Source organism: Citrobacter sedlakii (assembly GCF_018128425.1).
Classification (GTDB): domain Bacteria; phylum Pseudomonadota; class Gammaproteobacteria; order Enterobacterales; family Enterobacteriaceae; genus Citrobacter_A; species Citrobacter_A sedlakii.
Window position 1 is genome coordinate 3941280 of the sequence record NZ_CP071070.1, and the last position, 23442, is coordinate 3964721.

Genomic DNA, 23442 nt, shown 5'->3' on the forward strand with positions numbered 1-23442 from the left:
ATGTCTGGCATTCGTATTCGTCTCAAAGAAAGAGACGCTATTATTCAGTCACTGAAGTCAGGCGTGACGCCTAAAATTGGTATTCAGCATATTCAGGTTGGCCGGGTCAACGAGATAAAAGCGCTGTATCAGGATATTGAACGTATCGCGGATGGCGGTGCAGGATTCCGGCTGATTATCGGGGAATACGGCTCAGGTAAGACATTCTTTTTAAGCGTTGTGCGCTCAATTGCACTAGAGAAAAAACTGGTGACAATCAGTGCCGATTTATCCCCGGACAGGCGTATCCACGCGACGGGTGGGCAGGCGCGTAACCTTTATTCCGAACTGATGAAAAATCTATCTACGCGAAATAAGCCGGATGGAAACGCATTATTAAGCGTGGTTGAGCGCTTCATCACGGAAGCCAGAAAAGAAGCAGAAAGTACAAATGTGCCGGTTCCGACGATTATTCACCAAAAGCTCGCTGACCTGTCTGATATGGTTGGCGGTTACGATTTCGCCAAAGTTATTGAATGTTACTGGCAGGGCCACGAGCAAGACAATGAGACATTGAAATCAAATGCCATCCGCTGGCTGAGAGGTGAATACACCACGAAAACCGACGCCCGTAACGATCTGGGTGTGCGCACCATTATTTCTGATGCCTCTTTCTACGATTCGCTAAAGCTGATGAGCCTGTTTGTCCGTCAGGCCGGTTACGCCGGTCTGCTGGTAAATCTGGATGAAATGGTCAATCTTTATAAGCTCAGTAATACGCAGGCGAGGGTTGCGAACTATGAACAAATACTGCGTATTCTGAATGACTGCCTGCAAGGGACGGCTGAATATATCGGCTTTTTACTCGGCGGTACGCCAGAGTTCCTGTTTGATCCGCGCAAGGGGCTATACAGCTACGAAGCGCTCCAGTCACGGCTGGCGGAAAACAGCTTCGCCCAGCGTGCCGGGGTGATTGATTATTCGTCCCCTTCCCTGCATTTAGCCAGCCTGACGCCGGAAGAGCTCTATATTCTGTTGAAAAACCTTCGTCACGTTTATTCCGGCGGCGATGCGGATAACTATCTGGTTCCTGATGATGCGCTGACGGCATTTTTACGCCACTGTAGCAACACTATTGGCGATGCCTATTTCCGTACGCCACGAAACACGATTAAAGCCTTCCTAGATATGCTGGCCGTGCTGGAACAAAACCCGTCCATTCAGTGGTCGCAGTTAATTGCCGGTGTTGCGATCGCGGAAGAAAAACCCAGCGATATGGATGAAATAACGTCGGCAGAAGATACTGACGAGGACGGTCTGGCTGATTTCCGATTATGACGAACGAATACCAGCGGCTGGATCCACGCATACAGAAGTGGATATATCGGCAGGGATGGGCCGATCTCCGGGAACTGCAAAAAAAAGCCGTTCCACCGATATTAGCGGGCGATCGGGATGTCCTGATCAGCGCCGCGACTGCTGCGGGTAAAACGGAAGCTTTTTTCCTGCCCGCCTGTTCTACCATTGCGGATATTCAGGGCGGTTTTGGCATTTTATACATTAGCCCACTTAAGGCCCTGATTAACGATCAGTATCGACGGCTGGAAAGCCTCGGCGATGCGCTGGAGATGCCGGTCACACCCTGGCATGGCGACGTTGCGCAGAGCAAAAAGCTGAAAGCGAAGAAAAACCCTGCCGGTATTCTGCTTATCACCCCGGAGTCGCTGGAAGCGATGCTGATCCGCAACGCGGGATGGTTAAAGGAGGCTTTCGCTCCACTGGCATATATCGCCATTGATGAATTCCACGCCTTCATCGGTTCTGAGCGGGGTATGCAGCTTCTCTCTCTGTTAAATCGAATCGATCACCTGCTGGGAAGAACCAACAATCCAGTTCCCCGAGTCGCACTCAGCGCAACGCTGGGAGAACTGGAACGGGTGCCGTTATCTCTGCGGCCAAATCAATGTCTGCCCTGCGACATTATTACCGACAGCCAAACTCACGCCACGCTAAAAGTACAGGTGAAAGGTTATCTGGAACCGCTGACCACCTCGGGCCAGCAACCTCCACCGTCGGCAGAAACGCAAATCTGCCATGATATATTTCGCCTTTGTCGCGGTGATTCCCATCTGGTGTTCGCTAATAGCCGCAAACAGACCGAAAGCATTGCCGCTACGCTAGGGGATCTCAGTGAAGCGAACATCGTTCCCAATGAATTCTTCCCCCATCACGGATCGCTGTCCCGAGATCTGCGTGAAACGCTGGAACAGAGGCTTCAACAAGGCAACTTACCTACCACCGCCATCTGTACGATGACGCTGGAACTTGGCATCGACATCGGCAAAGTCAGCTCCGTCGTGCAGGTTACCGCACCTCATTCCGTCGCCAGCCTGCGCCAGCGTATGGGGCGTTCTGGTCGGCGCGACTCGCCTGCCGTATTGAGGATGCTGATTGCCGAACATGAACTGACGCCGACATCAGGCATTGTCGACCAGCTCAGGCTTCAGCTCGTTCAGTCGCTGGCCATGATCCGCTTACTTATCAGCAGCAAATGGTTTGAGCCCGCCGATACCCGGCAGATGCACTATTCCACCCTGTTCCATCAGATTCTGGCGATCGTGGCGCAGTGGGGAGGCGTGCGTGCCGATCAGATCTGGTCACAGCTATGTCAACAAGGACCATTTCAGAAAGTCCGAATCGACGACTTCAAAACGTTATTGAAGCATATGGGGGAGCACCACTTTCTGACCCAGCTATCAAGCGGCGAACTGGTTCTGGGCGTCGAGGGTGAGCGCCAAGTGAATCAGTATACCTTCTACGCCGTATTCAGCACACCGGAAGAGTTTCGCATTGTGGCGGGAAGTAAGACACTCGGCTCCATCCCTGTAGATTCTCCACTGATGCCTGACCAACACATTATTTTCGGCGGTCGACGCTGGAAGGTAACCGATATCGATAGTGATAAAAAAGTCATCTATGTCGAGGCGACAAAGGGTGGGCAGCCGCCGTTATTTGGCGGACAAGGGATGTCCATTCATGATGTTGTCCGTCAGGAAATGCTCACCATTTATCGGGAAGGCGACTACCGTATCACCGTTGGCGAGCGCAAAGCCGATTTTGCCGATACCACGGCCAGATACCTGTTTGATGAAGGGCTACACTGTTTTCGCAACAATAATCTGGCTTCGGAATGTTTTATTCAGCAGGGGCAGCATGTCTACATTCTTCCCTGGCTGGGCGATCAAACCGTAAACACGCTATCAGCATTGCTTATCCAGCGCGGTTTCAAGGCGGGCTCATTTGCTGGTGTGGTTGAAGTGGAAAAAACCACGGTAGCGGAAGTTAAGCAGACGTTAGCCAGCGCACTTCAGGACGGTTTGCCCTCCGAATCCCGTCTTGCCGAAAGCATCGCTGAAAAGTGCCTCGAAAAATATGATGAGTATTTACCGGAGGTGTTGCTGACGCTGGAGTATGGGTTACGTGCTTTTAATGTTGAGAGCGTGGCGCAGTGGCTACGGGGACATTTGTAGGCGAGCAAAGCCAATACTCACCGACAAAATCAACGAACGATAAATGAATCAAAAAGCAACTGATAATAAGACCAGAATATTCGACTAAACGCTCTGGCTCCCAGAACATAAGGACAAGGTAAAATACAATGTCAAAAAGAGAAATTTTACGATTGCCTGATGCTATACATCAGGAAATTACGAAAGCAAGGAGCAATGCAGGTAAGTTCTATGCTTTTAGCGAATCCGAAACCCCATTATTAATTCAGTCGCAAGATGGTACATCCAGCGGAAAAACCTATAATGTTTTTTATCAATACATACAAGGTGTAAATGCCGCAACGTTACCCGGAAATGGGCATCGTAACCTGGTTTTTATCACCCCTTTAAAATCGCAAATTGATATTCCCTCAGAACTTGTCGAATTGGCCAGCTCGAAGCAAATTTTGATACTCCCCTATCTCTCGCTACGCGATGTTGCGGACTTAAGTTTTACCACTTGGGTGAAACAAACGGATGGAGACGAAAAAGATAACCAGCAACGTTATCTCGACTGGATACACACTGGATGTAACATACTGAAAGACAATACTAAGTTGATTTTTGAACGTCTGAGATCCGATGTACAGGCAAGAGTTACACTTGAACTACGGCTTAAAGCGGAAGTAAGAGCCGGAGCCACCGACGAACAGGTTAAAATAGAAGACGAATTACTCACCAGCGGCTATAAGCTCACAGGACGCCTACAGGAAGCGGCCATCGCATTACTTAATATCCTCAATACCGATTTCGAAACACTGCTGGAGAGAGCTGGCCAAGACAAACTCGCTGGTTTAGCAGTAGAAATGGTGAAACATCTTTTCCCATTTCATATCGCACTGTACAGGCGATGTATTCTGTTAGCGACAACTAAAAAATTTGACGGTAGCGTACTCCTTCTGAAACGAAATAATAAAGGAATTTATCATAAAAGCAGCCAGTCACTTGATCATGTTCTTGGGCAAAAAAAACGCCAGGATAAAAATCCTCTGGAAGAATTGACCTCAGTTACATCGACAGAACGTCTTGAAAAATTAAAACAGGAATACTGGGTTCATGATAGCGATTCGCCTTATGCACAGCGAGATATTCGGTTTACTTTAGTACTTGATGAAGAACACGAAGCCTACAAAATTTTCCAACAAACAGTATGCAAAATATTACTTAATGACGATCTGCAATTACCATCAATTCTTGCAACATTACATCGCGTTCTCGAATATATAGACGAGTGTAGAGGGAATGAGCGAGCACCTGGGTATGAGCCATTAGATGAATATGTTTGTGAAATAAATAACGCACTCTTGCGGTGTGATTTACGCCCCGGTTTTGATCTAAAAAAAATGACTCAATTGTTTAGCAATAATATGCTTGATGTCGTTGTTGATAGCCGGAATACAGAACAAGTGATTGCGCTTATAGGTAATGTTTTCAGCTATCAAATCCAACGCTTCTACAGAGAAGACGATCTTCGCCATATACGGCTTCGTAGCCACGGACGACAATCCTATACGGAAATTTACGTAAGTGCCGAGGACGATGAAGATGCTGGAAATGATTTTAGTCTCTATGAATTATACCAAACAATCACCGCAATCCTTGCAGCTTCGGCAAAGCTTAACAACCCATCGCGAGTTCAGCAAATGCTGTCGCAACAAGATCAGGCTAACCAAAACAATCCATTATCATTATTTATAGGTAAAGCACAGCAAATTAAGGGGGAAGCTTCATATCTTTTATCAGGAAGCTCAACGGACGAACAATTAATTGATGATTTTTTTACTTATTTTCAACCTAAGACGCTTTTTTCATTAGCCCCTCGGGAAAAGGTTATTATTGAATCCAGCCAACTAAAGGGTTGGGTTTTACTCAAATTCCGTATGGAACTTATCAAGGAACTTCCTGAAGTCGCTCTGCTTCGTGTTCTGTATCAAACACATAATACGGTGATCCTGCTATCAGCTACCGCAGGCTTCCCTGGTACTTACAATGGGCAATATAGCCGCCCCTTTCTTGCCGACTATGCACGCCATCTCGACTACCAGATTAAGTGCAGAGATGTGGAGTCTGCCGCTCCGTTAGCAACTATCCGTGAATTAAGAAATATTCATCGTCCCGTTAATATTGAGATATTCGACGATCAAAAAAGTGAGCTTTCTCCATTAATTAATGACCCCATATTCAAAAAAGTGCTAAAGATATGGGAAGGTCATCTTGAACACTATTTAACGTATATACAACGTCATCGCTATCGTAAACGCGAATTTCATCGCGAGCTACAAGCAATGTTACTCGCAGCCTATACCACCCGGCATACTTTGTGTATTGGCCTCAGCGCTCGCTTTTCTACAATTTTAGGTAAATTTCTGCAAGCGACGCTCAATAGCTCTACTCCTCTAAATGGGTTGAAAATTTTAGACACTGATAATCGGCGTGGAAATGATACACCTCGTGTATTTGAAATAACACCTTTCGACAACCTGCATACCCTACGAGTCGTCATGTTCGACTCAAAACTTAACCGTGAGGATCCCGTCCGGGACTACTTGCGAATTGATCAGCCTAATTTAACTCTTTTTATGATTTCACACTTCAAAGGGGCAGGAACCGGGCTCAACTACTACATTGCCTATCCGGAAACGGATGCTGGAGGAAAATCGCTAGAAGTTGATTTTGATGAACTTGCGATGGTATGCGATAGCTTCTGGAGTCAGGTTAACGCCGCAGGCACACGCAACACACTAGAAAACTATGTAACATTACTTAAGCACTACGCTCACGGAAGTATGCTTCGTCGCGCAAATGACTTTGAAACCGACCTGGTAGATTCAGATGCAGCACGAATGCTTGATGATGAACATATAGTAGAACTTCATAAAGTAGCCATGCAGACCATTGGCCGGACTGAACGTCGCGATGCAAAAATGCAGGGGACTATTAGGTTACCTTCTGGTGTACATTTGAATGCGATACGCGTCTTCCGCGATCTGGCGCGGCATCCCGATGCCAGATCTCTGCTCGCATCACTCAGCCTCCATAACAATCGTTGGTTTAAAGAAGCGCGAAACGATTTAGAAAAAGCCAGTTTCAATACGGATAAACAGCGTACTGATTTCGAACAACGCGTGCTAAATGCCAACGCAATGTATAAAGATTTTGAAATCGAGTTTGTCGAAGTAATTTTAAAAAACGCCAGAACCGGTGACAAAAATGCTATCCAACTTAACGAAGACTTACGCCATTCTGATAGTTTTAAAAACCCTCAAAAATATATCAACCGATTAAAACGCAATCCTATAATTAAAAACAGCGATTATATGAAATTATGCGTTGAAAATTTCTTTCTGGAGCGCACCGCCGATTTGGAAAATATTATTTTAGCAAGAACAATGCAATCAGATGGCCTTACAGATATTTCTGCGGGTAGTTCACCTTATGAGCCTGAACACTGTTTACCCCAATATCATGAGGGTATGAGTGAAGAATGTGATGAACTCGAAAAACGCGTATTTCCAAGCCTATTGAGATTAGAATCCGAGCCATTAAAGAGGTTTATTCCTATCCCAGCATTAATCCCATTGCTTATTGGAAATATTGGAGAGTGGCAATTTCATCAAGTATTAAAAGCGGCAGGAATAAAACCCTTAACACCTGAGCAGATAATTTTGCAGTTAGGTAGCGAGTGCTATGAAATTTTTGATATCTACTTAATAAAAAAAGATCATCTATTTGCTATAGACGTTAAAAACTGGATGATGGGAAAGAATAACCGTAATATTTCGAAAAAATTGCACTCCAGTGCCTTAAACAAAGTAGAAACATTAAATAAGATTATCAGCGCCAGCACTTCTCTGAATAAAGTTTCTGCTGTCTACCTTAATACACGCTATGGACTCAACTGTCTGAATGATCGCGCGGAGAAATTTAAATCCACACAAATCTTTTACTTTAATCTTTTAAAAGTTGTTTCTTATTATGAAAAAGATATTAGTTCAAATCGGTACGAATCAAAAATAAATAGAAAGATACTAATTAACCGTACACTTATGAATATGTTAGGATATGAAAATGAGTGAAACAATGGAATTAAATCAAACCAGAAATGCAGTTATAACAATGTCCTCTGAATGGGATATTCACCCTTCTCCCTATGCACCGCTAGCCAGAACACAATTATTCGATATTGCCGAGCAGGTAGAGAGTGTATTGGAAAAAGTTCTTAGGTTACCTTCATCGGATGGATGGGGTATCGATGTAGCATATATTAGGAAACCTAAACCACTTGAAATTAGCTATGATGAATACATCAGCGGGGTTCATCGAGACATTAAGAAACTCTTAAACGAAAAATTACATTTAGACGCCCCTAAAAAATTACGCTATCACTCTTTTTCATTGAAAGATTACCATCTGGCTTTATTTCTCACCCCCAATCCAAGACCTTACAGCCAATGGGCTACTGAAATAATAAAGTTAGGATTAGATCACCATAGAATAGCCCAAGAGGTTATTGCATTACGTCTTAAGTTAATACTACTAAAGAATGCCGCCCAACACTTCTCTTTATCATCGATTTCTTATAATAGTGATTTATATTTTTCAGCAAGTTTACAAAGCGACAAACCGAACAAGAATAATGAATATTACGTCGATGCTTTGAAATTTTCCATTTTTTATTCAAAGTATAATGATCTGACATTTGAACTGAAGGCTGTTTGCTTTCGAGCTCAACCAGAAGCATCAGGAATTAATACAGAGCTTGGCCGATTGCTCATCAATGATAACAAAAATATTGACCTTATAGAAATAGTGAATGCTAAGCAATTTGGCAATTTGCCTTATATGCGTTTTGCAAACAAGCCCTACTCTGGATGCCAGAACCACGCAGAAAACCTAATACAAAAACTAATTACTGAAATTCTGTCTTCAGCAAATATTGCATTTACTCCGCGTATTTTTCAAGCATCCCATCGCCAATTAGAGTTTTTAGAAACGCCACATACTGCGCTTCACCGTCCTCTTATTATCATTGATAATCTGAAAAACGATGAAGATGAAAAAATACACCAAAATTATCTACATTACCTCCAACAAGAATTAAATGCGGAGTCCGTAGTTGATGCACAGGATATAAGCCATCTTAATAAGGATAAAAACTATTTAGTTCTCAATAGTTCACAGCAGAAGAATGGCTCAAGTATTACATTAGAAATCATTGATGATGATGGTGAGGTTAGAAATAATAGTTTCAACACTACCTGGCAGGCTCTCGACCTTGCAAAACAGGGTAAATATGAACAACTGGATTATTACTCTAAGCTTAAAGTCGACTTCATATTAGATTTTAATAAAAATTATCAACGCGTCATTCAAGGATGTAATGTTGATTCAATACAACGCTTCCAAAAAGATCCTGAAACAGGAATTACTCGGAAAATATTAAAAAAGATAGAGCCGTCCAAGTTAGCAATGCTCCGCAGCGAACTTTGGCTCAAAGAAGCAATACGAGGAGTGGGTAAAATATCGGGACTCCGAGTAGCTGATGGCTATTTTACGTTAGTAGCAACCCGTTGTCCGTGGGAAAAACGGCGTAGACAAAAAGCCTTTTATGGTGCTGTTACGCCCATAGAAATTAAAAATGACACACTGACGATCCAAATGCCTAAGCTTTATGAACGGGAACAGGAACTACGCCACGCCGTCTCTGGTATGACACAGGCATGTGTAGAGCAAATCAGAGACAACGATTTTTTTCTTATCGATCATCAGCGTAATGTTGTCCTGTGGCGCTATAACACAAGCCGCGTTCCACGCTTAATAGGTGCAGCGGATCGCTGTTCCCTACAGGCAGCAGAGTTCAATAATGGTGTGTTAAATAAGCGAGGCGCCGCTGATGAGACATACTTTCCTTACTACCTTACTCCCAAGCCAAAAGGTCACCGCCCAAATCAGTACCAGCAACTGTTTATTGAAGATAATGGCTATAGTGCAAATTTGTTTTGTACTCGGAGCAATCAGCCAAATCAAAACATGGACAAAGCAGTACTAGTGTATAATCTGATAGCAAAAGATTTTGAAGGGCATGCCATAGAAGTCATGGCAGAACCTGCTACAGAATTATTGTTGCGCACTTTTACTTATGACCTGATACGCCACCATGAAGTCAGTCAAAGCTCTCTGCTAGAGAAAATCGCTCGTATGATGTTACACAATTAAGATTATGTAATCAGGAGCAAAACCTTCCAACATGGATTGTATTTACTCAATTTAAGTTGGACAGGTTTTCCCCTGATAAATATGAATACAGAGAATAAACATACTGCATCCTTAATTCGCAGCATAATCAGCATCACAATGCGACTGAAGGAATCGAACCGGAGTATCGAACCAAACGTTTTTTATACTCGGCAATCCACCTTTTTGATTTACAAACAAAAATATGGGTCAAACTCAGGGTCTTGACAATTTGGTAAAAGTAGATTTATGATGAAAATCAATTTAATAGAGTACTGAATGTTCCCGAGTCCGGGCACCAAATTCATAAGGCCTCGCTGCAAAGCGAGGCTTTTCCTTTTCTGGCTACGGTAGATTTTTGGTTGTTACGATACGCTATCAACTTACTTTCTTAAATGCCTGTTGCCGTTACGACCTCCATCACCTCAAATGGTCTCTACTTACCTGCTACAGCCTATACCATTTCTCTCTTCTCAAATTAACTATTATAATCTGGTAATTAATGAAGGATTCCCCCAACGACTATACCGGGCAGTCATATTTATATAAGGTTGCGTATATTAAGTATCATAAATTTCTGATTACCAAACATGCAAAGGAAACAGGTCTATCCCATTTATTACTGGCTGGTGTTGCATGGCAAGAAGTCGGTGGGAACCCTGATCGGCTAAAGCCATTTGCTTAACGTTCAGGCAAGCGGTTGATTATTTTATTCGATATTTTTCCCTCGTGGCTATGGATTCGTTTCAGAACTAAAACGCCCCGTCCCACTGATAATGTTTCAGATCGTCGCCATAATTCAACGTCTGATGTAGAGTTGATTTACTGATACCGACTCACCAAATCTTTAACCGCTGTTGCATAGCTTTTTTGTTTAAGCTGAGTAATTTGTTGCTCCGTGGTAGCTGTGCCGCTTTTACTCGTCAGCAAGGGAAGAACAGCCTCTTCATAGTTGACTGGCGTCCAGGTGGACCAGCCTCCTGTCGCCACATCCACGAGCGTAAAACGCACCAGGTAACGCAGCGAAGCCGCATCCGTCAGCTTCTCATTTTTATAGTCCGACCACGTCGTCGTTTTGGTTGTGGGATCGTATTTACCGGACTGCAATGTATCCTGATAAACAACGATCGCTTTCTGATGCCCCTTCGCGCCGACGTAACGCAGTGCCTGCATCCAGTTCATATTCTCACTGGCAACCACATCGCCGTTCTCATTTTTATTGCAGGAAATCACTTTTTGCCTGTCCGGAATCCCGGAAAAGGTCGCGACAGTATAATATTTCCGCATTTCTTGCTGCATCGCCGTTTCTGGCGCGCGGCTACCGGACTGTACGAGAATAACAGGGGAATTCAGCGGTACACGAAACTCATCCTCTTCCAGCGCCGCCTGGATATCCTCTTCGGACACCGCCAATGTGGTTTCGTTACCAAAAATATCCTTGTCCGACAGCAGCTGTGCTGAAGCATTTTTATTGACGCCGCTCTCCGCCCGCAGCCCCGTTTTCTTCGCATCGATGGAGGAGCGTGGCGCACAACCCGCCAGCAGGAATGCGACCACACATAAAAATATTGCTGACCGGGTATTCATAGTGCATGCTCCCTCATCTGGATCTGAATTCGTGTATTATTTCCCTGAAAAATCCCAATAATTATATACCTACAAAAGAAGCTGGCAAAAGAGAATTATTTCCGCAGATGAAACATTTATTGCATAAATAATAAATCAAAATTTAAAACGATGATGAATATACCAGCAAGACACGATTAAGAACTATTTCCCCCGTATAGGTTTAAAAAATTGATGAAGAAGTCTCTTTTTAAAAATAGTCTTAACTCTCTCTGATATTCCTGCCTCTGGGGAACGCCTCTTTATCCTGGCTGTTGCGGAATAGCGCCGCGCCGGCGGCGGCATCACGATGTAAAAAGCCCGCCCGAAGGCGGGTTTGGATTTATGTAGCGCTTACCGTATTGAGGCCTGCCGTCACGTCGCAGGTCTGTAAGCGTCTATTCTTTCACGACAATCAGCGGTTCAATATCGCTCTCTTTTTTAATGACCAACGACTCGTCGCCGCGCAGGCAGGTGCCGCCGTAGTTGCCGCCAACAGTAAACGTGCAGACCTGAATGTACTTCCCGTCGACGTTTGGCAGACACCACAGTTGCTGATAAATGTTCTTCTGCTCGGCGAATTTCCCGCTGGTTTTATCCAGCAGTTCTTCCTGATGACTGACCAGATCGATATTGCTGCCGCAGCGTCCGGCAATCGGTTTCACCGCATAACCGGTTTGCGCCAGTTCGTCGTTCACTGTGAAATCGGTGTCCAGCAGATAACGATGATGCGGGAACAGTTGCCACAGAATCGGCAGGATCGCTTTGTTTCCGGGGATCACTGTCCACAGTGGTTCAAACACCAGCACCTCCGGGCGCAGCAGGACGTCTATCAGGCGGACGTCCTGATTGGTGTGCCCGGTGCGGATCGGCACAGCGGCGTATTCGGTTTCACTGACTTCGCGAATCTGCTCAATCGCTGTTTCCCAGGCCCACGTTTTCCAGACGCAGTTCACCAGGCGATCGTCACCGTCAATCAGTTGCCCCGCGTCGTCCCAGCGCAACTCATCCAGCCCGCGCAGGATTTTGCTTTCAAACCCGGCCTGGCGCAGCGCCTGCTGCATAAACTGGGCGTGGTAATTTTCCTCAATGTCTTTATCCTGCATGATATGCACGAAAGGCCGCGCATGGCTGTGTTTCCACGCCCCGGCCAGTTCATTGATCAGCCCTTCGGCGGGGTTATGGCCCTGTCCCGTATAGCCCTGTTCAGCCCAACGTTCAAGAATCAGCCCCGCCTCGGTATGGCAGGAGGCGGAATCCGCGTTGTACTCGTAAACCTTCAGCCCGCGTTCATCCATGCAAAAATCCATACGACCGGTGATCATATGATGACGGCGACGCTGCCAGGACAAACGTAAACGCGGCCAAAGAATTTTGGGAATATCGAACAGCGCCAGCAGATTGTCATCTTTCAGCACCTTGTCGGTGGCATGAAGATACATCAGATGCAGTTCGTTGGTCGCTTTAATCAGCTCCTGCTCGGCGCTCTCGGTGATGGTGAAATACTGGTACGGATCCTGATTTATCACGTGCCCGTTAGCGGCCACATACGCCTTTTGCAGCGGATCGCGTTCATCCAGCCATTTGCCGGCGAACTGGCCTTTCTCCGCCAGACGCGCGCCGCGGATCTTCAGTGAGTCATTGGCGTTCCCCGGCTGCGGCAGGCTGTGCTGCGTGTCGTCAGTCTGGATCATCCACCCCAGAATCGTAGTATCGTCAAAGGTATCTTTCAGCGTGTAATGACCCTTTTCTACCACCATCTCCAGCTCGCGCGTCCACTGCTGGCCGGGAGGGAGCGGCGTGTGGATGACGTTCTGCTCGGCGATACGGATCTTATCCTCCAGCAACTGGGTGATAATCGCCACATGACCGGTCTCGTTAAATTCACCGCCCTTTTGCCAGATTAATAGCGCCCCGGCGACCGGCGCGCGAGGCGAACCGTTAGGAAAGGCCTGCAGCGGCAGGATATTGTCGTTTACCACTTCGCGCAGGAAACGCAGTGAGAAGATCTCCCACGCCATACCGACATCGGTAAACACAACACCATAGTTAAGAAACAAAAAACGGCGGGCGAACTCTACGCACTGCCATTTATGCCCCATATACTCGTTGTCGATGTAGCTGCGAAACGCGGCGTCGTCGGCATAGTCCCGTGGGTCAAGGGAGCTGTAATCTGAAGAATAGATGGCTACACCACCGGGGGCATAGCCCAATAATGTCCCAAAGGGGGCATCCTGACTGCTCGTTCCTGTGCTCATCCAACTTACCTCAATCTGTACAGCCTGAGCGGCATCTGCTTGCCTGCCCAACAACATTCATCATCATACACCTCCGCGCAGCGGCCAGACGCCCGAAGGCAAAAAATAGCAAGGCGTAAATGTGCCAATCTGTTAAATGCCTCAATGGCGACCTGCTACACTGCTTCAACACAACCCATCAGAAGGCAGGTCAACATGTCAGATAACACTTATCAGCCCGCAAACGTCTGGACGTGGGATAAATCCGGCGGCGGCGCATTCGCCAACATCAACCGTCCGATCTCCGGCCCAACCCATGACAAGACATTGCCCGTCGGTAAACACCCGTTGCAGCTCTACTCGCTGGGCACGCCGAACGGTCAGAAAGTGACGATCATGCTGGAAGAACTGCTCGCACTGGGCGTCACCGGTGCAGAGTATGACGCCTGGTTGATCCGCATCGGCGAAGGCGATCAGTTCTCCAGCGGCTTTGTTGAGGTCAACCCTAACTCGAAGATCCCGGCCCTGCGCGATCATTCGCAAAATCCGCCGGTGCGCGTGTTTGAGTCGGGATCGATCCTGCTGTATCTGGCGGAAAAATTTGGCTATTTCCTGCCGCAGGATCTGGCAAAACGCACGGAAACCCTGAACTGGCTGTTCTGGCTACAGGGCGCAGCACCGTTTCTTGGCGGCGGCTTCGGCCATTTTTATCACTATGCGCCGGTGAAGATCGAATACGCCATTAACCGTTTCACCATGGAAGCGAAACGTCTGCTGGACGTGCTGGATAAACAGTTAGCGAATCACCCCTATGTCGCGGGCGACGACTATACGATTGCCGATATGGCAATCTGGCCGTGGTTCGGCAATGTGGTGCTCGGCAACGTGTACGACGCCGCGGAATTTCTCGACGCAGGCAGCTACAAGAACGTGCAGCGCTGGGCGAAAGAGATTGCCGCACGTCCGGCGGTGAAACGGGGAAGAATAGTGAACAAGACCAACGGTCCGCTGAACGAACAGCTGCATGAGCGGCACGACGCCAGCGACGTTGAAAACAAGACGGAAGATAAGCGACAGGGGTAAGTTCCTGGCCGGATGACGGCGCGCAGTGCGCCTTATCCGGCCAGGAAGGTCGCGAAATGAAAGCGGTATTACGCGCTGGTCACGTCGTAATCCATACGGCGCAGCGCGTCTAATGTAGCGTTGGCCTCATGCTCATCAATTATGCTCATCGCAAAGCCAACGTGAACCAGCACCCACTGCCCAACCAGTTCCGCAGGGTTGCCTTCGCAGATCAGGGCGATATTGACATCGCGCTTGATACCACACACTTCCACCTGCGCCAGTTGATGAATATCTTCACCCACCGCCAGAACCTGACCCGGAACGCCAATACACATAATTAACCACCCAGAGGTTTATTCAACTTCAATACTCTTCACTTTTAGCGAGTCGCCGGTGTCCACGCGCAGACGATCGCCATGGCAGCGCGGACATTGCGCATCGTGCCGGGCGATCTCAACCACCTGACTGCAATCCCAACACCATGCCTGCGCTGGCGTGTAGTCGATGTGCAGCACGCAGCCCTGCGCCACTGTCCCCTGGCAGACAATGTCAAAGCTAAAACGGACGGCGCTCTCCTCGACGCAGGAAAGCGCGCCGATCTCCAGCCACACGCCAGTGACTCGCTTAACGCCGTGCTGTTCTGCCTGCTGTTGAATGATCTCAACCGCGCTCTGGCAAAGAGACAGCTCATGCATTTTCACTACTCCGGCGGCCAAACAGCAATGCACGGCGGCTGGTTTGCGGCGCATCAGGATTACTGACCGGCAGCGACAGCAGCATCCGCGCGCAGTCGTCTGCCAGACGGACGCCCTCTTCCGCCGACATCCCGTGATTCAGCGGCGACATCAACGAGCAGGAGAGATATTGCGATACACCGTCAAGCTCGCCAACGGTAAACGTCATATCGCCATACGGCAGACGCAGCCCGAGTTTTTCGCTCACCTTGCGTACCGGCCAGAGTTGATCCGGCCCGGGGAAAATCAGCGCGCTCAGCATCCACGGCGTGATGACACATCCCGTCCACTGTCCTTCATACAGCGTAAAGTCAGAGACATACACCGGCATATCAGGATGCAAAAAAGAGAGATCGTGCATTGAACGCTGCGCGATGGCGTCAAACGCGGCCTGAACCTGCGCCTTCGGGGCGGTCTGGAACCCTGAAATCTCCTCAGGCATGCGCAACCTCCCGTGGGACGGCATCCACACCAGACTCGCGCAGCGCGGCAAGAACCTGCGCAAGCGCAGGTTCAATCATCGCTTCCACCGTCGGCGTTAAGCCAATGTGCGGCTCCAGCGACTCAGGAATGACGCCCACCAGGGTCAGCTTCTTCGGGAACTCGCCGGTAAAACGCAGGGCCGACAGAACGTCGGCCAGGCCAAGCTGGTGCGGGGAAATTTTATTGGTAAACAGCGCAGGCACTTCATCGTCCCGCAGGACCATGATCGTACCCGGCGTGTTTTTTCTGGACACAATGGCGTCCGCGATGATCAGATGATCGCGGTTCGCCATGTCACCCAGCAATTCCATTCCCGCCGTGCCGCCATCGAGGACCTCTACGTAATCCGGCAGTACGTATCGCTGCGCTAACGCTTCAACGATCCGCACACCGATGGCTTCATCGGTCAGCAAAATATTGCCGACCCCTAAGACTAAAATCCGCATTACAGAACCTTCACAGAGACCACTTCGTTCCCGTCAGCGTCGACAACATGCACCGCGCACGCCATACAGGGGTCGAAAGAGTGAATAGTACGTACCACTTCCAGCGGTTTTTCCGGATCGGCAATCGGCGTACCCACCAGCGACTGTTCATACGGGCCGACATCGTCGTTAAAGTTACGCGGGCCTGAGTTCCACGTTGACGGTACGACCGCCTGGTAGTTGCTGATAATGCCGTCTTTGATCACCATCCAGTGAGAAAGCATCCCGCGCGGCGCTTCAAGGAAGCCGACGCCTTTGAACTCGCCAGTGGACGGAATATCCGGCTTCACAAACGTAGTGTGATCGCCTTTACCAATATTGGCGATCAGCGCGCTGTACTGATTCTGCAAAATACCCTGCAGTTCGCAGCAGTGAACGGTACGGCCAATAATGCGCCCCAGCGTGGAGTGCAGTTGCGCCACTTCCAGCGTTTTACCGGTCAGCTTCTGGTAGATAGCGACAATTTCATTCAGCTTCGCCTGCGTGGACTCGCGTCCCGCCGCCAGTTTAACCAGCATATTCGCCAGCGGTCCCACTTCGACGGTTTTGCCGTAGAAGGTCGGCGATTTCACCCACGAATATTTACCGTCATCCGCCCAGCCGTTGTATTCCGGGATGGTGGTGCCTTCCCACGGCGCCTGCGGCGCTTCGTCTTTATACCAGGCGTGCTTCGCGCTCTCCTGGATACCCTTGATCAGGTATTCATCGGAGTGAGAGCTGATTGGACGGTAGGTCGACAGATCGGCGTTTTCAATGTAGCCGCCAGGGAACAGGAAGCTGCCGTTTTTGCCGTCGGTCGGGAATTCCGGCGCGCTCAGGTAGTTCACCGCGCCTTTACCCCGTTCCAGCCATTCCGGATAAAACGCGGCGATCACCGCGGTATCGACCTTATAAACTTGTTCAACGAAGTCGCTCAGCTTGTCGATGAATGACTTAATGTACATCAGGCGTTCAAGGTTCAGCACGCCCAGACCGTCGAGGTTGATCGGGTTGGCTACCCCTCCCACCGCCAGGTTCTGAATGTGCGGCGTTTTACCGCCCAACAGCGCCACCACACGGTTGGCGTCACGCTGGCATTCCAGCGCCTGCAGGTAGTGCGCGACCGCGATCAGGTTCACTTCCGGCGGCAGTTTCATCGCCGGATGTCCCCAGTAGCCGTTAGCGAAAATGCCCAACTGACCGCTGGCAACCAGATCTTTGATCTTGTTCTGCACTTTCGTGAACTCTTCCGCGCTGTTCAGGTGCCAGCTGGAAACGCCTTTCAGCAGCGCTTCGGCTTTTGCCGGGTCGGCATTCAGCGCGGAGGTGATGTCCACCCAGTCCAGCGCGGACAGCTGGTAAAAGTGAACGATGTGGTCATGCGTGGTATGCGCCGCCAGAATAATGTTGCGGATATACTGCGCGTTCACCGGCACGTCGATGTTCAGCGCGCTTTCCGCCGCACGCACCGAAGAGATGGCATGCGTGGTCGTACAGACGCCGCAAATGCGCTGCACAATCATCCACGCGTCGCGCGGATCGCGGTTCTTCACGATCTCTTCCATGCCGCGCCACATGGTGCCGGACGCCCATGCTTTCGATACAACACCATTTTCGATTTCGCAATCGATGCGTAAATGCCCCTCGATACGGGTTACCGGATCAATAGTAATTCTCTGGCTCATGCTTTGCTCGCCTCATGACGATTATGATCGTTTTGTTTTAAAGGAGGAAGTATCGGCAGTAGACGAATGAGAACGATGTAAGCGCAAATCTCAATAGCCACAAAACCAATAGAAATCAACAGTTCTTCCCAGGTTGGGAAGTAGTGGTAGCCGCCGCCTGGATTGAAGGCCACCAGCGAATAGGAGAGTCGCCAGGTCGCGCAGCCCAGCAGCGCGCTCAGCGCAGACAGGTACAACATCCGCGAATCGTTGCGTAGTTTCGCCACGCGCAGCACCACCAGCGGGAAGACCATCAGCACGACTTCAATCCAGAACATCAGGGAATAGAGGTCGCCTGCGAACGCGTACGATAACTTGTCGCGATAGATCAGCTCGCCAAAGCGCAGCACGACGAATATCGCCAGCAGTACGCTGATGGTGTTCGTCAGCTTGATAAACAAGCTCTTTTCATCCGGGCCGTTGCCTTTCAGACCCGCCTGAACCAGCGAACCTTCAAAGATAACGATTGAGAAGCCCATGATAAAGGCGGTTAGCACCGAAAACAGCGGCAGCATTTCGTAGCTTTGCCACAACGGATGCACCTTGTAGCCGGCCGAAATCATCAGCGATCCCATTGAGGACTGGTGCATGGTCGGCAGCAGCGCGCCGAGGGCGATGATAAAGAACATCACCTTGTTCAGACGCTTCAGCGACACTTTCCAGCCCAGGCGTTCGAACACCGCCGGGGCAAACTCCAGCGCCATCACGCCGATATAGATGGTCATACAGACCGCCGTCTCAAACAGCACCGAGTTCACATTGAAGTGACCCGGAATGTAGAAGTACGGCAGGTTCCAGTAACGCCCCACGTCAATCGTGATAGACAGACCGCCCAGCGAATATCCAAACAGACTGGCCAGCAGCGCCGGACGCACCAGCGGGTGATATTGTCCCCGGTTGAAAACATACACCGCCCATGCCAGCGCCCAGCCGCCACAGGCAAAGCCAGTGCCGATCAGCAGGTCGAAGGCGATCCAGACGCCCCATGGGAAGCCGCCGTTCAGATCGGAGACGGACCCCAATCCAAACACCAGACGCTTCACGATAAGAAGCATACAAAGGATGATTAGCGGCCCGAAAATAATGACCGGTTTACTGATAATTTTGCCGCCCAGCGGTTTAGGATCATGACTCATGATCGTCTCCTCCGTCGTGATGGTCGTTTTTAGTGTTACGACGAACCAGCACGGATAAGCCCGCCAGCGCAGCCAGGGGTAATATCATGCCTTTATACAGCGTGTGTTGAACGTGTTCGGATCGCGCGCCGGTAGAGAGGTCGTCCAGCTTCGGTAGATCCAGATTTTCGTAAGGTACCCCGGTCAGCACCAGCACCTGCGTACCGCCGCCCTCTTTTTCGCCATACAGATGCGGGTAATACTTCGGCACGGTATGCACGTAGGTGTCGCCGGTTTTCAGGGTCTGACGCGGATAGTGATACTGACTGCCCGGTTCAAGCGAAAGACGCTTTTTCGCCTCGGCCATCAGCTCTTCGCGAGTGCCGAAGATCACCGCGCCCGCCGGACACACTTCCACACAGCCTGGAAGACCGCCCTTATCGAGCCGCTCAACACCTTTCTGGTTACACAGTTCACACTTGTGTAGCGCGCCAAACGGGTTGTTGTAGTCGTACTTCGGCACGTTGTACGGACACGCGACCATGCAATAGCGGCAACCGGTACAGACGTCTTTGTTGTAATGGACGATGCCGGTTTTCGGATCTTTTTTCAGCGCGGAAACCGGGCAGACAGAGACGCAGTTAGGGTCGACGCAGTGCATACACTGTTTCTTGATGTACGCATAGCCGTTATCGACCTGGTCTTTGTTCACGCCGTCGCCGCTACGCCACACCTGAATAATGTTATTGGTGTAGGGCGACAGTTTGTCGTTGTTTGACCAGGTCTGTTCCCCTTCGGGGTTGCGCGCCGGAAAGTTGATGTCCTGACATTTAGTCACGCAGGCCTGACAGCCGACGCACAGCGTCGAGTCATACAACATACCGAGTGAACCGGGGATCGGCGGGCGGTTTTGCGCAGCCGCATGGCTGACAGACGGCGCGGCGCCTAACAGCAATGCCCCGCTGGAGGCTGCTTTAATAAAGTTACGTCTGTTCACGGTTATTCTCCCCGTGAGTCAGCGTTATCTTTCTTTTGCTGACGACCCAGTTCACGCACCGCCATCACGCTGACGCCTGCCACAAGTCCGACGACGCCGCCGAGTAAGCCAATGGCGCCGGCAGAGACGTTGCCGCCTTCTTTCATATTTACGTCTGGTTTTTCGGAACGCGGTGTCTGGTTTTCCACGTGAGCAAGCTGGTGAATGCCCTTATGGAATCCCACGCCCTCTTCGTTACAGCCGTAGCAAGGATGCCCGATCGCCACCGGCCACACGCCGCCCACGTCGCAGAACTGCAGCGTGGAGCAGTTGCCCCAGGTTTCCGGTCCTTTACAGCCAAGATGATAGAGGCACCATCCTTCACGGTGACCTTCATCGCCGAACTCTTTGGCAAAGCGACCGGCGTCGAAGTGCGGACGGCGCTCACAGTGCTCGTGGATCAGGCGGCCATAGGCGAAGGTGGGACGATTTTTCGCATCCAGCTTCGGCGGCTTACCGTAAGTGATGATATGCGCGACCGTCGCCAGGAAGTTATGCGGGTTCGGCGGACAGCCTGGAATGTTGATCACGGTTTTGCCTGGCAGTACTTCCTGCAGACCCACCGCGCCGGTTGGGTTCACGCCCGCAGCGGCGACGCCGCCCCAGGCGGAACAGGAGCCAATAGCGATAATCGCCGCCGCGCCTTCCGCCGCTTTGCGGATATGGTCCACAATCGGCTCACCGGCAACCATGCAGTAAATACCGTTATCTTTTAAGGGAATGGAACCATCGACGACCAACACATACTGCCCTTTATACTTCTCAAGCGCGTTGTGTTTATTCTCTTCAACCTGATGGCCGAACGCGGCGGAAAGCACCTCGTGATACTCCAGAGAGATGGTCTCCAGAACAAGGTTTTCTACCGTGGGGTGGGTCGCACGAAGGAGGGATTCGGTACACCCCGTACACTCCTGAGCGCCAATCCAGATAACTGGCGGGCGCTGCGGACGGGATACCGATTCGGCCATTTCTGCGGCGGCTTTGCTGCTGAGCCCCATGGTGGCGGCGAGTGCTGCACAAAGCTTCATGAAATCACGACGGTTAACGCCGTGAGAATTAATGAGAGTATTATCTCCAGTCATTTTATAGTTATTCCGTTGCGAAGACCTGGCTTTTATTTTGCATCAATCGCGCAAACGTTATTGCGATCGGTGCGCCATTTACCACATTTTTATTATGGTTATGTAGTCTATGATACTGCGCAGGAATACTAAAACGAAGGGAGTAGCCGGTAGTGTAATTAATAAAACCGGCCCAATACCCCTTTCGGATCAATGTTCGGTTCGAAAGTCAGCGTTATCGCTTTGCGAAAGACGGAATTTTTGCACCGAACGCTGCAGTTCTTCGGTTTGACGCTCCAGCGCGGCGGCGGCGGCAGAAACCTGTTCCACCAACGCGGCATTTTGCTGCGTGACGCCATCCATCTGCGTAATGGCGACGCCAACCTGCGAAATGCCTTTACTCTGCTCTTCTGAAGCCGAAGCGATTTGCTTCATTATGGCCTCCACTTCTGACACCCCGCGCAGAATCGCCTCCATGGTCGAACCGGTGTCTTTCACCAGTTGCGCCCCCTGATCGACACGGCGAACGGATTCAGCGATCAGCGTTTCGATCTCTTTCGCGGCATTCGCGCTGCGACTTGCCAGGTTACGCACTTCACCGGCAACCACCGCGAATCCACGCCCCTGTTCACCGGCACGCGCGGCTTCGACCGCCGCATTGAGGGCGAGAATATTGGTCTGAAAGGCAATGCTGTTAATCACGGTGGTAATTTCGGCAATCTGCTTCGAGCTGGCGGAAATGCCGTTCATGGTGTCCACCACGTCTGACACCAGCGAACCACCCTGGCTGGCGGTACGGGAGGCCGAGTCCGCAAGCTGGCTGGCCTGACGCGCGTTATCCGCGTTCAGTTTTACCGTCGCGGTTAGCTGTTCCATGCTGGCGGCGGTCTCTTCCAGCGCGGCGGCCTGCTCCTCGGTACGCGATGAGAGATCGTTGTTGCCGCTGGAAATTTCGGTCGCTCCCCGCCAGATATTATCGCTGCCTGCGCGAATCGCGCTGACCGCCTCGCGTAAACTGTCCTGCATCGCTCGCAGTAGGGGCACCAACTGGCCCACACAGTTACGCCCGATATCGTCAATCGGCTGGCTGAGATCGCCCTGGGCTATCTGGCGAAACTGCTGACGGATCCGCCCCAACGGTTTCACCAGCATCGCCACAAGATAGCGGTCGGTAAAAAACAGGATCGCAATTCCCAGGATTACCGCGCTGACGATCAGCGTGCGGATCACCGCCGTTTTGCCATCGACCATAACCCGGGTTTGATCGAGCATGACCGCAGCGGCGGTATTGAACCGCTCTGCGCTTGCGCCGAAGGCGCGGCTCAATGCTGGCGTCACGTTATTCGCCTGCGCATTCCACGCGGTCAGCGTGCCCTGCTGCGCAAGTTGCATTTGCGGCGTGACGCCTTTATCGAGCAGATCCTGCCATTTAGCCAGCACATCGGCGGCAACCTGGGGATCCATCGGGCCTGGAGAAAGGGTTTTCATCTCCTGTAACTTTTTACTCATGTTATCCAGCGCCTGTTGTACGGGCGCAAAATCGGGCGTCCCTCCGCCGATTTTAACGTCCATGGCGCGACTGAGACGGGTCACGAAGCGAAAATACTGATCGTTGCCCTGGCTGAGCACCGTCATCTGGCGAACAAGATGGCGATCCACCTCGTTGCCCTCCGCGACGCGAGAAAGAGACCAGGTGCTGTAAAGCCCCACACCGACCCACATTAAACAGAAAATGCCGAGGATCGTCAGCATGACAACCCGGATAGTGAAATTACGAAGCATGTACATATGTTTTCCTTGCCATGAGGGAGAAGTCGCCCAGAGGCGCGTCTAACCTCGTTATCGGCAGGAAGCGGCGAAGGTATAATTTTTCGCGCGTAATTTTATAAAAATTTTTACTCCACAAGAAAGTTAATGAAAACGATAATCGCCGGGCGAGAAATCCACATTGCGTTAACGTGTTTTTATCTTTCAATACTTGTAAAAATGTAAAACAGCCGCGCAGTAAATTACCGAAATACCCCTAAAGAATTATTGGGTTTGAGGCATTCTTTTGAATTATATCGATGTCGCTGGATAAAATTGGCATAAACAGCTTATTATTTAAGCTTAAACATTCACGAGAAAAATGTATTCATAATGATTAATTTATCAGAC

The 23442-nt window shown here is 49.9% G+C and carries 16 protein-coding genes; 5 read left to right on the forward strand and 11 right to left on the reverse strand.

Annotated elements, in window-relative coordinates:
* The 4 genes from JY391_RS18735 to JY391_RS18750 all read left to right on the forward strand — a co-directional run bounded on the left by JY391_RS18735 (position 1) and on the right by JY391_RS18750 (position 9743).
* The gene (locus JY391_RS18735) at positions 1–1317 is read left to right on the forward strand and encodes an ATP-binding protein (RefSeq protein ID WP_211934817.1); all 1317 of its coding nucleotides are present in this window, start codon (positions 1–3) and stop codon (positions 1315–1317) included.
* Positions 1314–3509 carry a DEAD/DEAH box helicase gene (locus tag JY391_RS18740; RefSeq protein ID WP_211934818.1) on the forward strand — a complete coding sequence of 732 codons (2196 nt, stop codon included), beginning with the start codon at positions 1314–1316 and terminating at the stop codon, positions 3507–3509. Before JY391_RS18735 ends, JY391_RS18740 begins: the two co-directional genes overlap by 4 nt.
* Positions 3510–3637: 128 nt before the next feature.
* Positions 3638–7603 (forward strand): hypothetical protein, encoded by a 3966-nt coding sequence (locus JY391_RS18745; protein ID WP_211934819.1) that lies wholly within the window; start codon positions 3638–3640, stop codon positions 7601–7603.
* Positions 7596–9743: a hypothetical protein gene (locus JY391_RS18750; protein ID WP_229264072.1), complete on the forward strand. Its 2148-nt coding sequence runs from the start codon at positions 7596–7598 to the stop codon at positions 9741–9743. Before JY391_RS18745 ends, JY391_RS18750 begins: the two co-directional genes overlap by 8 nt.
* Before the next feature lie 840 nt (positions 9744–10583).
* On the opposite strand, the gene JY391_RS18755 is transcribed toward JY391_RS18750, so the two are convergent.
* A complete protein-coding gene (locus JY391_RS18755; protein ID WP_211934820.1) occupies positions 10584–11348 on the reverse strand; it encodes a lipoprotein YafT in 765 nt (254 codons plus the stop codon).
* Between the two features lie 416 nt (positions 11349–11764).
* A complete protein-coding gene (gss, locus tag JY391_RS18760; RefSeq protein WP_211934821.1) occupies positions 11765–13624 on the reverse strand; it encodes a bifunctional glutathionylspermidine amidase/synthase in 1860 nt (619 codons plus the stop codon).
* Between the two features lie 195 nt (positions 13625–13819).
* Here gss and yghU point away from each other — a divergent pair, with 195 nt between their 5' ends.
* Complete coding sequence (yghU, locus tag JY391_RS18765) at positions 13820–14686, forward strand: glutathione-dependent disulfide-bond oxidoreductase (protein WP_042289168.1); 867 nt, start codon at positions 13820–13822, stop codon at positions 14684–14686.
* A 68-nt stretch (positions 14687–14754) separates the two neighbouring features.
* On the opposite strand, the gene hybG is transcribed toward yghU, so the two are convergent.
* The 9 genes from hybG to JY391_RS18810 form a co-directional block, all read right to left on the reverse strand.
* Positions 14755–15003 (reverse strand): hydrogenase maturation factor HybG, encoded by a 249-nt coding sequence (gene hybG, locus JY391_RS18770; RefSeq protein WP_042289171.1) that lies wholly within the window; start codon positions 15001–15003, stop codon positions 14755–14757.
* Between the two features lie 18 nt (positions 15004–15021).
* Positions 15022–15363 (reverse strand): hydrogenase maturation nickel metallochaperone HypA, encoded by a 342-nt coding sequence (gene hypA, locus JY391_RS18775; RefSeq protein ID WP_042289173.1) that lies wholly within the window; start codon positions 15361–15363, stop codon positions 15022–15024.
* Complete coding sequence (gene hybE, locus JY391_RS18780) at positions 15356–15844, reverse strand: hydrogenase-2 assembly chaperone (protein WP_211934822.1); 489 nt, start codon at positions 15842–15844, stop codon at positions 15356–15358. The genes hypA and hybE overlap by 8 nt, the downstream gene beginning before the upstream one ends.
* Entirely contained in the window at positions 15837–16331 is a 495-nt protein-coding gene (locus JY391_RS18785; RefSeq protein WP_200035193.1) for a HyaD/HybD family hydrogenase maturation endopeptidase, read from the reverse strand. The genes hybE and JY391_RS18785 overlap by 8 nt, the downstream gene beginning before the upstream one ends.
* On the reverse strand, positions 16331–18034 hold the full coding sequence (hybC, locus tag JY391_RS18790; RefSeq protein WP_060570825.1) for a hydrogenase 2 large subunit: 1704 nt from the start codon (positions 18032–18034) through the stop codon (positions 16331–16333). Before hybC ends, JY391_RS18785 begins: the two co-directional genes overlap by 1 nt.
* Entirely contained in the window at positions 18031–19209 is a 1179-nt protein-coding gene (gene hybB / locus JY391_RS18795) for a Ni/Fe-hydrogenase cytochrome b subunit (RefSeq protein ID WP_042289182.1), read from the reverse strand. The genes hybC and hybB overlap by 4 nt, the downstream gene beginning before the upstream one ends.
* The gene (gene hybA / locus JY391_RS18800; protein WP_042289184.1) at positions 19199–20185 is read right to left on the reverse strand and encodes a hydrogenase 2 operon protein HybA; all 987 of its coding nucleotides are present in this window, start codon (positions 20183–20185) and stop codon (positions 19199–19201) included. Before hybA ends, hybB begins: the two co-directional genes overlap by 11 nt.
* A 2-nt stretch (positions 20186–20187) precedes the next feature.
* On the reverse strand, positions 20188–21306 hold the full coding sequence (hybO, locus tag JY391_RS18805) for a hydrogenase 2 small subunit (protein WP_042289187.1): 1119 nt from the start codon (positions 21304–21306) through the stop codon (positions 20188–20190).
* A gap of 189 nt (positions 21307–21495) precedes the next feature.
* Positions 21496–23073, reverse strand: coding sequence for a methyl-accepting chemotaxis protein (locus JY391_RS18810; RefSeq protein ID WP_211934823.1), 1578 nt, complete (start codon positions 23071–23073; stop codon positions 21496–21498).
* Positions 23074–23442 lie beyond the last annotated feature (369 nt).